This window comes from Sulfurospirillum sp. E15m, assembly GCF_059415145.1.
The window spans coordinates 23,663-37,549 of sequence record NZ_JCAHZS010000005.1 but is presented as its reverse complement, the minus strand read 5'-3'; the positions used below and the strand labels follow the sequence as shown (position 1 = coordinate 37,549).

At 37.6% G+C, this 13,887-nt stretch carries 15 protein-coding genes; 6 read left to right on the top strand and 9 right to left on the bottom strand.

The annotated features are described in order from the left end of the window. Both AC5SLP_RS08035 and AC5SLP_RS08030 read right to left on the bottom strand, forming a co-directional pair. Positions 1–1,371, bottom strand: coding sequence for a phosphomannomutase/phosphoglucomutase (locus AC5SLP_RS08035; RefSeq protein WP_495254642.1), 1,371 nt, complete (start codon positions 1,369–1,371; stop codon positions 1–3). Next, positions 1,368–2,156 (bottom strand): 3'-5' exonuclease, encoded by a 789-nt coding sequence (locus AC5SLP_RS08030; protein WP_495254641.1) that lies wholly within the window; start codon positions 2,154–2,156, stop codon positions 1,368–1,370. Before AC5SLP_RS08030 ends, AC5SLP_RS08035 begins: the two co-directional genes overlap by 4 nt. 63 nt (positions 2,157–2,219) lie before the next feature. On the opposite strand from AC5SLP_RS08030, the gene AC5SLP_RS08025 reads away from it, so the two are divergent. The 6 genes from AC5SLP_RS08025 (at position 2,220) to AC5SLP_RS08000 (ending at position 7,831) form a co-directional block, all read left to right on the top strand. Beyond that, a complete protein-coding gene (locus AC5SLP_RS08025) occupies positions 2,220–3,110 on the top strand; it encodes a lysophospholipid acyltransferase family protein (protein ID WP_495254640.1) in 891 nt (296 codons plus the stop codon). Further along, entirely contained in the window at positions 3,107–4,006 is a 900-nt protein-coding gene (locus AC5SLP_RS08020) for an ELM1/GtrOC1 family putative glycosyltransferase (RefSeq protein ID WP_495254639.1), read from the top strand. The genes AC5SLP_RS08025 and AC5SLP_RS08020 overlap by 4 nt, the downstream gene beginning before the upstream one ends. After that, positions 4,003–5,088, top strand: coding sequence for a glycosyltransferase family 4 protein (locus AC5SLP_RS08015; RefSeq protein ID WP_495254638.1), 1,086 nt, complete (start codon positions 4,003–4,005; stop codon positions 5,086–5,088). The genes AC5SLP_RS08020 and AC5SLP_RS08015 overlap by 4 nt, the downstream gene beginning before the upstream one ends. Beyond that, positions 5,085–6,071 (top strand): glycosyltransferase, encoded by a 987-nt coding sequence (locus AC5SLP_RS08010; RefSeq protein WP_495254637.1) that lies wholly within the window; start codon positions 5,085–5,087, stop codon positions 6,069–6,071. The genes AC5SLP_RS08015 and AC5SLP_RS08010 overlap by 4 nt, the downstream gene beginning before the upstream one ends. Positions 6,072–6,196: 125 nt before the next feature. After that, the gene (locus AC5SLP_RS08005) at positions 6,197–6,904 is read left to right on the top strand and encodes a polysaccharide deacetylase family protein (protein WP_495254797.1); all 708 of its coding nucleotides are present in this window, start codon (positions 6,197–6,199) and stop codon (positions 6,902–6,904) included. A gap of 36 nt (positions 6,905–6,940) precedes the next feature. Continuing rightward, a complete protein-coding gene (locus tag AC5SLP_RS08000) occupies positions 6,941–7,831 on the top strand; it encodes a glycosyltransferase family 9 protein (protein WP_495254636.1) in 891 nt (296 codons plus the stop codon). On the opposite strand, the gene AC5SLP_RS07995 is transcribed toward AC5SLP_RS08000, so the two are convergent. The 7 genes from AC5SLP_RS07995 to AC5SLP_RS07965 are packed head-to-tail and all read right to left on the bottom strand — an operon-like array spanning position 7,810 to position 13,827. Beyond that, the gene (locus tag AC5SLP_RS07995) at positions 7,810–9,255 is read right to left on the bottom strand and encodes an ArnT family glycosyltransferase (RefSeq protein ID WP_495254635.1); all 1,446 of its coding nucleotides are present in this window, start codon (positions 9,253–9,255) and stop codon (positions 7,810–7,812) included. The two genes, AC5SLP_RS08000 and AC5SLP_RS07995, sit on opposite strands and share 22 nt — an antisense overlap. A gap of 1 nt (position 9,256) precedes the next feature. Continuing rightward, a complete protein-coding gene (locus AC5SLP_RS07990; protein ID WP_495254634.1) occupies positions 9,257–9,622 on the bottom strand; it encodes a GtrA family protein in 366 nt (121 codons plus the stop codon). Beyond that, positions 9,609–10,547: a glycosyltransferase family 2 protein gene (locus AC5SLP_RS07985; RefSeq protein ID WP_495254633.1), complete on the bottom strand. Its 939-nt coding sequence runs from the start codon at positions 10,545–10,547 to the stop codon at positions 9,609–9,611. The genes AC5SLP_RS07990 and AC5SLP_RS07985 overlap by 14 nt, the downstream gene beginning before the upstream one ends. A 3-nt stretch (positions 10,548–10,550) precedes the next feature. Beyond that, the gene (gene gmhA / locus AC5SLP_RS07980; protein ID WP_495254632.1) at positions 10,551–11,132 is read right to left on the bottom strand and encodes a D-sedoheptulose 7-phosphate isomerase; all 582 of its coding nucleotides are present in this window, start codon (positions 11,130–11,132) and stop codon (positions 10,551–10,553) included. Continuing rightward, complete coding sequence (gene rfaE1 / locus AC5SLP_RS07975; protein ID WP_495254631.1) at positions 11,129–12,547, bottom strand: D-glycero-beta-D-manno-heptose-7-phosphate kinase; 1,419 nt, start codon at positions 12,545–12,547, stop codon at positions 11,129–11,131. Before rfaE1 ends, gmhA begins: the two co-directional genes overlap by 4 nt. 20 nt (positions 12,548–12,567) lie before the next feature. After that, on the bottom strand, positions 12,568–13,074 hold the full coding sequence (gene gmhB / locus AC5SLP_RS07970; protein ID WP_495254630.1) for a D-glycero-beta-D-manno-heptose 1,7-bisphosphate 7-phosphatase: 507 nt from the start codon (positions 13,072–13,074) through the stop codon (positions 12,568–12,570). After that, positions 13,075–13,827, bottom strand: a complete 753-nt coding sequence (locus AC5SLP_RS07965; protein WP_495254629.1) for a tetratricopeptide repeat protein — start codon at positions 13,825–13,827, stop codon at positions 13,075–13,077. Between the last annotated feature and the right edge of the window lie 60 nt (positions 13,828–13,887).

The following is a 13,887-nucleotide window of genomic DNA, read 5'->3' as shown; positions in this document are numbered from 1 at the left end:
TTAGTGAAGCTCTGCTTTAGCCGTTGCAATGAGTTCATTGAGTTTTTTCTCATACAATTTCGCATTGTCAGCATTGGTGGATTCAAAACGTGTGACAAGCACTGGTGTTGTGTTACTCGCCCTTACAAGTCCCCAACCATCGTTAAAGATGACTCTCACACCATCGACATCGACGATCTCTTTAATGGCAGGAAAATCTTTGGGAGGGTTTTTGAGAAGCTCTTTTACTTTTTCAACAAGTGGGAATTTATCGTTTTCATTCGTTTCAACTTTTAGCTCTTCGGTGGAGTAAACAACTGGTAATTTTGCGATTTCAGCGTCCACATCCAACCCATTTTTAACCATCTCTATCATACGAAGTGTTGCGTAAATGGCATCATCATAACCAAAATAACGGTCATTAAAGAAGAGGTGACCACTGACTTCTGCTGCAAAATCAGCATTTGTTTTTGCGATCATCACTTTGAGGTTACTGTGACCTGTTTTATACATAATCGCCTTGCCACGCTTATTGATCTCATCGTACATCACTTGAGAACATTTCACTTCGCCGATAACCGTTGGATTTTTCATGGCACTAGAGAACAAAATCGCCATGATGTCGCCTTTGACATTATTGTGTTTGGTCAAAAAGGCAAGGCGGTCTGCATCACCATCGTACGCAAAGCCAAGTGCATACACACCTTCAAGTTCTTTTTTAATGTCTTTGAGGTTTTTCTCTACCGTTGGGTCGGGGTGATGGTTAGGAAATGTGCCATCTGGCTCTGTATACAAACCTTTACATGTAAAACCTAACGCCTTGAAAACATCTTGAACCACAACGCCAGCCACGCCGTTACCGCAGTCATATACAAAGGGTTGTGTAAAGCCTTTAAGATGGTCAAATTCTTTGATAAGATACGCAATATAGCGCTCTTTAGCGTCAATAAACGTTGAGCTTAAATCATCTTCAATTTCCATGTCGTAGTTTTGCATAATTTCGCGACCCAACGCATAAATATCTTCGCCAAAGAAAGGTTTTTTATCGATAGTGACTTTAAAGCCATTGTATTCGCTTGGATTGTGAGAACCGGTAATCATAATAGAAGCATTAGGGCTCACGCCATCAAAGTTTTGAAAGTTGCTAAAATAATTGACCGGTGTTGCGACAAGTCCCATATTAAGGACTTTACAGCCTGCTTTGTTTAAACCGCTGGTGAGGTATTCACATAAAATGGGGGAATGGCTTCTTGCGTCATAACCAATAGAAACTATTTTCCCTACTTTGAGAATCTGTTTTCCCAAAAAATAGCCAATGAGCTTGACCATTTGCTCATTGAGTTCTTGTTCATAAATGCCTCTGATGTCATATTCTCTAAAAATTGTTTTCACAGATGTTCCTTATATAATTCTTCTTCTATCGCGATGCCAAAGACATCGGTGTAGGATTTTTCATGTTTTAAATTTTCCTGCATTGTAACCAATGCGCGCTGATAATCTTCTATAATGAGGTTACCTTTGAGTAACTCATATTTTAAAAATAACCAATAGGTGTTAAGCACATCGCTCTCGCAATACTCCTTGATTTTTTCAATTTCTCCTGCATAAAAAAGCTCCATAACTTGGTCTCCGTGAACATCATATTTTCCAGGAAGCCCAACCATAGAACAGACATGATCGAGTTTGAGTCCTCGCACGGCACCAAACTCACATAAATGGTCCATCAAATCAACATGAAAACGATCACTGTATCTGGCTCTATAATTATCCCATTTATTTTTCAACAGCTCCTTGTTCTCGACTTCAAAATACGCATTACATGTAAGATTATATTGCATCGCTCGAAGCATCAAAAGTGGCATATCGAAAGTACGCCCGTTAAAGCTTACGAGTTTTGGATTTTTTTGATTGATAAAGTTGAGGAAGTTTTTAATCATTTCGTATTCATTAGCACCTTCAATGCTGCTCACTTTACGAAATATTCCAAAGTCATCGGCGATGACTGCTGAGATGGCTACAATTTTATGGAATGGTAGCGGCAAAAATCCACTCCCACTTTTAGCTTCTTGTTCACTCATCGCTAAAATGGAGACCTCTAAATCCTCTCCTTCAAAATGTAAAACATCTCGAATGAGCTTGGTATCAGGTATCGTTTCGATATCGAACACGCAGATCATTAAGTACCTCTTTGGCTTGTTTTGGATACAATTTTAGCTTAATTCAACTATGAAAGTGATGAGATGCGATTTTTTTTAGAATACTATGCCCTTAAAGGTGTTTTACTTTTAACAAATTTAGTACCCCAATCTGTCATTTTTTCTTTATGTAAAACTGTGGCAGCACTTATCTTTCACTTCGATAAACGCAGACGCTTCATCACACTGACAAATCTTGAACAAGCTTATCCATCGATGTCTGAAGCAAAACGCCTAATATTAGCGAAAAAAATTTATGAAAATGTCGCTATTAGTATGGCTGAAATTTTATTGATGATGCAAAAACGTGTTGATATTGATACGATGGTTGATGATTATGACCAAGCCATCCAAGATATGCACAACTGCTTTGCCAATCAAAGCAACGGAACGCTTCTTTTAACGGCTCATTTTGGGAATTGGGAACTTTTGGCGCACTTTTTTGCAAAACACGGCTACCCTGTTATCGTTATTGGCAGAAAGGGCAACAACCATTTAATTGAAGAGCGCCTGACCGCTCCATTTCGCTCTATGTATGGCAACACCCTCGCCTATAAAGAGCAGGCCATGAGCGCTATTATCCGCACACTCAAGCAAAAAGGTATTGCAGGAATGTTGATTGACCAAAAAGCAGGAGGTGCCAATAGTGTCAAAGCCACATTTTTTGGGCAACCTGCCGATACGGTGAATTCAACAGCCATGTTAAAACTTCGTTACAATCCGTCAGTCACTTCGTTGTTTATGGCAAGACAAGAAAATGGCAAATACAAACTCATCGTAGGCTCACCAGCGGATATCGACCTTCCTGAGGAACTCAGTGAACATGAAAAAATTGCACGCTTGACACAACGTTATAATGACATTATTGAAGAAGTCATAAGAGCATACCCTGAACAGTGGTTTTGGATGCATGATCGTTGGAGAATTGCCAAGTGAGGATTCTTATCTTAAGTGATGGCAGAATGGGACATATAAATCAGTCCATTGCATTTGCAAAACACCTCAAAGCCTCCTATGACATCGTTCCCGTACATTTTACATGTAAAGCGTACAAGCTCATCTCGTATCTCTTTGATGCATGTAAGCTCTACTCATCCATACTTTTTAAGCTAGAAACACCCTTACAGGGGAACCAACGCTACGACATGATTGTTTCGGCAGGTTCTAGTACCTATTATGCCAATAAAACACTTGCCAAGAAGCTAAGAATCAAGTCTGTCACGATGATGCTTCCGCAAAGTTATCGTTATGATTTTGATATGATCTTTGCGCAAAGTCACGATAACCCGCCCTATCAACCCAATATGATCACCTTGCCTGCTAATTTTAGCTACGTAGAACCTCAAGGGCTTTTTAAACCTAAAGGAAACGCTATTGGTATTATTATTGGCGGCAACAACACCCATTTTACCATGAATAAAGAACGTCTCAAAGAGCAACTTGATTTTATTTTTAAACGTTTTGAAGGTTATGAAATAGCCATTACCACATCACCCCGTACACCAAAAGAAATTGAAAATTTGGTAGAGAGTTACCCGTTTTCATACAGCGTCATCTTTTCGCAAAATAAAATCAACCCTATTGCAGACTTTTTGCATTATTGCGAAGTGGTTTTTATTACGATAGATTCGACCTCCATGATTAGCGAAGCCATTAGTTATGGTACGTCCTGCGTGGAAATTTTGCCTTTAAATGATGCCAAAACAAACAAATTTTTTACAATGACAGAAACCCTTCAGGCGCAAAAATATGTGCATCTCTTTGATGGCACACTGGCCCATCACAATCGCAAAATCGACTTTCAATCTTACGCACAAAAGGCTTTGGCATGAAAGTTGTTCAACTTATCCCAGAGCTGAACGAGGGTGGTGTAGAACGTGGCGTTGTAGAACTTTCACGCGAACTGGCACACAGAGGTTTTGAGAGCGTCGTTATCAGCAATGGCGGTAAGCTCGCCTCACAAATTACGTTGGATGGCGGTTTACATGTCAGTTTAGACATCTGTTCAAAAAATATTTTCACAGTGCCATGGCGTATTTTTCAGCTCTACAAGGCGCTGAAAACAATCAAACCTGATATCGTCCATGTGAGAAGCCGTGTACCTGCATGGATGCTCTTTTTTGCCAATAAGTTTTTACATCTTCCAGTCGTTTCCACCGTGCATGGATTTAACTCTGTCGGTTTTTACAGTTCGATCATGACAAAAGCCGATCATGTCATTTGTGTTAGCAATGCTATCAAGCACTATATTCAACAACATTATAAAACTCCTGAAGATATAATCACCATTATTCCTAGAGGTATTGATCTTATTGCATTTAATCCAATAAATATTGATAAAAGTATTGTGGAAACATTCGTACATAACTACCAACTACAAAACAAATTTGTTATCTCAACAGTCGGGCGCATTACACAACTCAAAGATTTAGAAACTTTTATACAGGCGATTGATATACTGAAAAAGGATTTTCCAAATATTGTTGGACTGATCGTTGGCGGTGTACGAGAAGATAAACAAAGCTATTTCGTCTCGTTACAAACCTTGGTGGAATCATTAGATATAAAAAAGCATATTTATTTTTGTGGTAGCACTACTAAAGTTGCAGAAGTTTACGCACTCAGCGATGTAGTTGTAAGCAGTTCAAAAAAACCAGAAAGCTTTGGCCGTAGCGTTGCTGAAGCTATTGCGCTTAACACCCCGGTCGTTGCAACCTGTCACGGCGGTGTTTTGGACATCATTCAAGAAGGCATTAACGGTTACTTTACTCATATCGGCGACGCAAAAGATTTATCGCAAAAAGTTACCTCAGCAAAAGCTCTTAACTTTGACGGATTTTCGTACATTGCAAAACACTTTTCATTGGGACAAATGGTAGAAAATACACTTAATATCTATAGGTCAATTTCATGAATATATTACAATTTATTGCATCATCTGAATGGGGTGGGGCAGAGGATAGCTTTGTCAATATTTGCAATGAGCTTGCAAAAACACATAACATTAGTGTTATTTTAACTAGAAATAATATTATTAAGCATGGGCTAACCCCAGATATTCCAGTTTATATATTGCATTCTCATTCAAATCGATACAATCCATTTCTATGGATCGAGCTCTGTTTTGTATTACTACGGCTTTCTCCAGATGTGATTCATACACATGGAGCAAAAGCAACTCAATTAATCTATTTCATTAATCTTTTTTTACACTATCCCCATCTTGGAACAAAGCATAATTCACGAAAAGGTAAAATCTTCAATCATCTTAAATATGCATCTGGTGTTTCACAAGATGTTGTAAAAACAATTAAAGCACCACATGTAAAAGTTATTTACAACGGTATTGAAGCACAAGAAATACGCTTATCTACGAAACAACCACATCAATCTTTTACTATTAAAGCGATTGGTCGTTTAAATTCTGTTAAAGGGTTTGATCAGTTGATTCATGCTGTAAAAGATCTTTCTTTTACATATCGTTTAGAAATCATCGGAGAAGGAGAACAACGAACGCAACTTGAAACGCTGATTCGACATTACTCTTTAGAAGATCGTATTATTTTATTAGGATATCAAAACGATATCCCTCGCCAAATGGCTAACAGTGACCTCATCGTAATTAGTTCGCATACGGAAGGGTTTAGTTTAGTTCTCATAGAATCACTGTTTTATGCCCCAATGCTGATTTCTACTAAAGTAAGTGGTTCAATAGAGATATTACCTGATCTCTTTTTAACTAATCAAAATATGCTTCGACAAAAAATTCAAGATGTACATCAACAATACAGTCTTTATCGAACAGAATTTGAGAAGGTTAAATTAAAACGTTCGAATTTCATTTTATCTCATATATGTTACCAATATATTAACTATTACCGTGAGATATTAGCATAATGTCTGTTATCTGGATAATATTAAGTTGTATTTTTATAAGCTTAATATTATATTTTGTTATTATTCGTTATGCGATCTTCTTACCAAAACTTTCATATATGCACCCACGTATATTGATGTACCATATGGTGTCGCCACATAAAAAAGGTGCTCAATTTAATGGACTACGTGTCCCTCCAGAAATGTTTGAACGACAATTACGTTATTTTTCTGAACATGGTTGGCATTCTTTCACTCTAGCTGAACTAATCCGACAAAAAATGACATTGCCACCAAAATCTTTTGTATTAACGTTTGACGATGGTTATTTGGATAACTATACGACTGTGTTGCCATTATTAAAAAAATACCAATTTAAAGCAACTCTTTATCTTGTTGTCAATAGACACAATAATGAATGGTCAACGCATCGAAAAAAATCTCATAATACTGGAGAATTACGCAACGAACCTAAATTAGAAGATAGGCATATTATAGAGATGATTCAAAGCGGACATTTTGAAATAGGTGTACACACTCTCAACCATTTTAATTTCTGTACACTCACCGCAGATCAAACATTATATGAAATTAGAGAAGCGAAACATCATATTGAATCATTTTTTTCCATCACTTGTGAAAGCTTTTCTTATCCTTTTGGTCTTTCTAAGCCTAATGATTGGAAACTTGTCCAAACAGCAGGCTTCACAAATGCAACGACTACAGAAAAAGGTATCTCAAAGGTTGATACAAGTAATCTTTTTTTACTTAAACGTATCACTATTAGTGGTAAAGACAATTTTTTAACTTTTCGGCTTAAACTTAAGAGAGGGTTGAGAGGATTAAAAAAATGATTTTTGAAATTTTATTATATAAGGATATATAAGCCAATGAAAATAGCAGTTATTCGCTTTAGTGCTTTAGGCGATATCGCGAGCACTATACCCACGTTAAGAGCATTACATTATCAACCAACTATTATTACCACAAATATTGGCTATGAACTTTTGAAAGATGAGTTTGAGCATTTTTTATTTCTGAAAAACAAAAAAATTTCTTCCGTGCTTTTACTAATTCATCAAATTCGTCAAGAAAAATTTGATATGGTATTAGATTTTCAATGCAATAACCGAAGTCATTTTATTGGCTCACTCCTCAATACAACTGTTTTCAATAATAAAAATATTGATACCTTAAAATCTAAAGATGTTTTTTTTGATATAGCTACTGAAGCGAATATAGTTAATTCCAGAGATATTTCATTTCAACCAAAGAAAAAAGACTATATTGTTTTCAATTGTGGTTCAAGCCCAAAATGGCTTTCTAAACGACTTCCTTCATTCAAATGGAAAGAGTTTGGCGAATTGCTGTATGAACGATATAACCTTCCTTTTATTTTGACTGGAGATGAGTCGGAACGCGAATATGTTGAGTCAATAGCAAGATATCTGACTGTACCATACAAAATACTTGCAGGAAAAACGACTATCCAAGAGCTTAAATATATTTTATCAAATGCATATCTAACGATTACCACTGATTCAGGTCCAGCACATATTTCTGCAGCACAAAAAACACCAACAATTGGAATTTATGGTCCAACTGATTGGCAACGATTCGCACCTTTTGGGCCATGGTCACGAGCCATTTATGATCATACTTTTTTTAAAGAAGGTATTCCTCCTGTAAAAAGTCTTATTGATATCGATCACTACTTTGACAATATTGACATTAAACTGGCATTAGAAGAATTATCTCCTTATCTTAATGCCGAAGACTGACATATTTCATAAGAAAAAGGATACGTAAGTCTTCCGGATTTCTGAAAAAAATATGTCGAAGAATAAGTCCGACATGCAAATTTTTCTGCTAATAAGCTTTTTTCTAATTGACTAGGTTTAATGTTACTCCATACAATGATATTAACAAGATGCTTATTATACGGCTGATTCGGCACTGATGCCGTAATCACCGTTGCATTTGGTATCAATAGCTTTACATTGCCACCAACATATTTATCTTCCGCCTCCACTAATATAGAAATATTTTTGGGAAGTTTAGCCTGCATTTCTTGTATTATCTGTTCAAAAGGATAACTGGCACGTGTTGGTTTTCCTCGCATGTCTATTAACCAAGGACGAATAAGCACCACCAAGGCAACAACTAACGGGGCAAACAAAGAGATAGATACAAACAATCGAACCGTTTTAGTATCGCTTAATGCTTTTACATGTAAAAACAAAAACAGAGGAGCAAGAACCAAATAAGGTTGTAGCCAACGCTCTTTAACGTGCGTGCTTCCACTTAAACTTACCATTAAAAATAAAAAGACAAAAATGATACCCACGTAGCTTAAAAAGGCTTTTGTTTCGTTATTCCATTGCCAGTGAAAGTACTTACGAAATGCCAAAACAAAGAAGAGCCAAAAAGGCGACAAGAAAGCGATAAAAGCAAGTACTAAATCTCCGTTGCCTTTAAAAAAATTCACCATAGCACTGGTGGTATGACCTGAGCTCATTCGTTCAACCGTACGATGTGTTGCCATCTCTAAATGGGTTATAAACCATAGAAAATGTGGCAAAACCATTATGCTCGCTACAACAATAGAGAATAAAAGCTTGCGTGTCAAAAACCGCTCACGATACTCTTTGATACAAAGGGCAACGCCACCTAAAGCAATTAGCACAAGAATAAAATTATATTTTGCCAATAGCCCAACGCCCGAACTTAGCCCAAAAAGAACAAAATTCACCCACGAATCATTGCGTTTAATAATATAAAAGAAGAGATAAACCGTGATAGACGTTGCCGTTGTTAAAAAAACGGTGTGTGTCTGATCGACCTGTGCATCCCATACCATTTGTGGCAGTAAAAAAAGCGATAACGAACTCAAGGCTGATTTTAGCCTGTCATTCATCACTAAAATGCCAAGCTTATAGATGAAAAAGTAGGTGAGAAACAACAGGGTATTTTTTAATACGGAAAGTCCAAAAATAGAAATTCCCGTAAGTTTAAAAACGCCCATTTGTATCCACGTGTACAAAGGAGGTTGTTCATTATACCCCCAATCAAAATACTGAGAAAGCATAATTTGTTCGGACTCATCTAAAACAGCGATATGGGTTGTTGCCAAACGAATAAGCACTTGTAAGGCAAAATATCCAAAAATAAAAAGTGGAAATCGCTGTGTGATGAATCCTATCATATTATCTGTCTCCAAACGCTATTTTTTTTGTCTCATAGTTATAAAAAAACGTCACGCCAATTGCAATGCATTTTGCGATAATGGGATATTTTGCAAAAAAAGAAAGTAACGTCAAAAGGTAAATAATACTCGCACCTAAAAAAATACCACCTATCGAAAAAAGAAGCGAAAATACAAAAGAGGTTTTCAACCCTCGTTTCAAGTCAAAAACAAATCTCTTTTGCAAGATAAAATTAACAATCATTCCTGTCGTTGCACTGCAAAAATGCGCACTGACAGGAGATAGAATCAGAAGTAAGCAAGAATAAAGTGTAAAATCAACACCTGTGGCAATCAATGAAGTCGTAAAAAACTTAACGATTTTCACTGCTCATCTTTGCGATAGAGTAGCTTTTTTTCTTATCACGTTCTTTATTATGCACAATGAGTTCTGAGAGCATTCCCATAACAAACACTTGAACACCTGAACCTAAAAGAAAAATGGAAATAGCAAAAAGCGGGCTTGAGCCAATAGACCCTCCCTCTACCCACCTGCCAAAGAAAAGGTATAAAAACAGAAGCAGTCCTGTACCAAAGAATAATGAACCTATTCCTCCTAAGAGATGCATAGGACGACTCACGTAATTTGTGATAAAAACAACCGTTAAAAGATCAAAGAAGCCTCTAGCATAACGTTCCAAGCCAAATTTAGAGACACCGTGCTTACGCTCATGATGCAATACAGGAATTTCTTTAACTTTGAAGCCTTTTTTATGTGCCAAAAAAGGAACAAAACGGTGAAGTTCACCATAAATATCAATCTCTTCTAACACCTCTTTTTTATAACACTTAAACCCACAGTTGTAGTCGTTGAGTTTAAGTCCGCTCATTTTAGAGGTCATCGCGTTGAACAGCTTGGAAGGAATTGTTTTTTCTTTAGGGTCAAGTCTGTTTTCTTTCCAACCGGTGACTAGGTCATATCCATTTTCGATTTCTTGTAAAAAACGTGGAATTTCAACAGGGTCATCTTGTAAATCCGCATCCATTGTAAAAACAATGTCATATTTTACATGTTTAAATCCTGCATTGAGTGCGGCAGATTTCCCAAAATTTTTACGAAAAGTAAGATAGTGAATGTAAGGATATTGAGAACACAGTGCTTCAATAATTTCTTGACTTTTATCGGTACTTCCGTCATTGACGAACAGAATTTCATAAGCATGCCCTAAAGGTTTTGTTGCTTTTTCAATGCGTTCGACCAACTCTAAAAGTGAATTTTCTTCATTATAAACGGGAATGACAATTGAAAACATGTATTAACGCTCCTTTGGTTCTAGAAAACTTTGGTCAATGGCTTGGCAGATGATATGCCCTATCATGATGTGCATCTCTTGAATACGTGGGGTATCCTCACTAGGAACAATAATGTTAATATCACAAAACTCACTCATGACTCCACCATCTCGTCCGCTCAGCCCAATCGTTCTACAGCCAAGATTTTTAGCGAGGCTTAACGCTCGTACGACATTTTTGCTGTGACCACTGGTAGATATACCAATCAGTAAATCTCCTTTTTGTGCATGTGCTTCTACTTGGCGATCAAAGACATGCTCGTACCCAAAATCATTTCCAATAGCCGTTAAAACAGACGTATCGGTTGTTAAAGCGAGTGCAGGCAACCCTCTTCTCTCAGATTTGTAACGCCCACTCAGTTCTGCTGCGATATGTTGCGCATCCGCAGCACTTCCACCGTTACCGCAAATCAAAATTTTATGACCATTGTGAAGTGTATCTGTGGCAATGACACATGCCGTGTAAATATGACTTTGAAGTGTAGCAAAGGTTTGTTCTACCGTTGCTTTATGTGCAAGAATTTCCTCTTGGATCATGTTCATCATGCGTGTTGAGCCCTTTCAATAATCTTAGTGGTACTTTTACCCTCAATAAATTCTACCAAACGTACCTCTTTTGCGATATCGCTGCCTACAACTGCTTTGTCTTTATAATCAGCACCTTTCACCAAAATATCAGGCTGGATAGCGAAAATTAAGTCATGAGGCGTATCTTCCTCAAAAGGAACAACATAACTGACCGATTCTAGGCTGGCTAGAATATACGCTCTATCTTCTAAAGTATTAATAGGACGCGAAGCACCTTTTAGTCTCGCAATTGAAGCGTCTGAATTAAGTCCTACAATAAGCATATCACCAAAACTTTTTGCTCTCTCTAAGTACTTTACATGCCCTACGTGTAAAATATCAAAACAGCCATTGGTAAACACAATTTTTTGGTGCTTCATCTGCTTGAGAAGTTGCACCATCTGCTCTTTTGTTTTGATTTTGCTCTCAGCGGTTGCAGTGCGTAAAGAGTGCGTATAAGCATCAATTTCATCTAAACTGACCGTTGCACTCCCGAGTTTCCCCACAACCACAGCGGCAGCAGCATTCGCAAAAGAGGCGGCTTCATGTACCTCAACACCACACGATAATGCATAACCTAATGCCGCAAGAACGGTATCGCCTGCGCCCGTCACATCGTAAACTTCGCGAGCAATCGTTGGCATTTTCTCAAACCTATCACCAAAAACAGCGATACCATCCTCTGAGAGTGTAATGATGGCATACGTTAAATCCAAACTCTCTTTGAGAAGTTTTCCCGCTTTTTGCAAACTCACATCATCGACAATCGGAATTTTACAGGCTAAACTTGCTTCTTTTTTATTAGGAGTAATCAGTGTTGCCCCTTTGTATTTACTATAATCTTCGCCTTTGGGGTCCACTAAGAGCGGTTTGTGATATTTTTTAGCCAATGCGATTACATTACATGTAAAATCATAGGTTAAGACGCCTTTACCATAATCGGATAAGATAATTGTATCTATACTCTCAAGCATGGAAGAGAGATACTGCAACAAAGCTTCTTCGCTTTTGTAATGAATCTCATGTTTTGATTCGCTATCAAAACGCACAACTTGTTGATGAGAAGCAATCACACGGCTTTTTTTACTGGTTTTTCGTCCTTGTTCAACAACAAGGCCATGCGTATTTGCCCCTTTGGAATCTAGCATTTGACGGACATGAGACCCATTAGTATCATCGCCCACAACACTTGCAATGCTTACGTTTGCACCCAAGCTCAGTAAGTTATTGACCACATTGCCCGCACCGCCTAAAACCGTGCTCTCGTTTTGAACATCAATGACTTGCACAGGGGCTTCAGGAGAGATGCGTTCACATTTACCCCAAAGGTAATGATCCAACATGACATCGCCAACAACCAAGATATGAGGCTTTATTTCACGCTTAATTTTCATAAATAGTACTTTAATAGTGATTATTTGATAAGGTCTATTGTATCCAAAAGAAAATTAACGCAATATTTAGCTTGCGAATTTGGCGCATTGCCAATTAAAATTGTTTTTTCAATACCCACATGACGTGCGGCTTCAATATCGCTTGGTTTATCGCCAATCATCCATGACTGACGCACATCAATGTCAAAGGCACGAATCGCTTCTTCGAACATACCGCTTTTGGGCTTGCGACATGAACATCCATCATCTGGAGCATGCGGGCAATGGTAAATGGCGTCGAGTTTAATATTTACATGTAAAAGCTCTTTTTGCACCCATGCCATCAGCGTTTCAAAGTCTTTTTCACTGTAATAACCACGGGCGATGCCTGATTGATTGGTGACAATAATCAGTAAATACCCCAACGACTGGAAATGCTTTAACGCTTCAAAAACACCTTGGCAGAACTCAAAGTCTTCTTTCCTATAAACATACGCTTTGTCAATATTGATGACACCATCCCGATCTAAAAAAACTGCTTTTTGCACTTACTCTCCAAGTTCTTTGATAATATCGCTCAGTAAATTGGTATATTCTAGATAACCATACCTATCTTTTTGCTCCATCAAAGAGGCTTTTGCACGCTCAAAATAAGGGCGCGCTGCTTCACGATTTCTGACATCGTATGCTAAGAATTTCCCCATATAATAATTCGCGTAAATATGCTTAGGTTTTTTATCCAACACTTTTTGTACTTCTTCAAGGGCACTGTAAATTTGTGTATTTTTTTGGAGAACAAGTGCTAGCTTTAGTCTAATCTCATACTGTGCATCATCGACCATCAGACTCTTTTGATACATGCTCGCCGCTTCATTAAAAATACCCATTTGAAAATAACCATCACCCAGTTGATTCCAGGTCTCTTTGTCATTGGTTTTCGCGGCTTGTGCTTTAAGATTGGTCACTTTAAGAGCGAAAGGAAGAACGGCGGCGATACGACTATTTTGAACATTGTGCGGGTCAATGGAGTAAGCATCGACAAGGATTTCAAATCCTTGCGCAATTTGACCAAGTTTGAGATAAATATTGGCCAGTTGTAGCATACACACAGTATTAGAAGGCTCTTCTAGTAAAATCTTCTCAATGGCTTCTTTCGCTTTTTGAGAATCAGCTCTCTCGACTTCACACACACTGTGTGTTTGGGCTAAAAGTAAATTTATCCCACAGAATAGTCCTACGATAATACGAAACACCGACACCTCTTGTACATCTTTTTGACATAGATTATACACTACTTTCATAAAATGCGTCTATAGGAAATAAAATGTTACGCAAATTCTAAGCAGGGATAAAGTATCTCA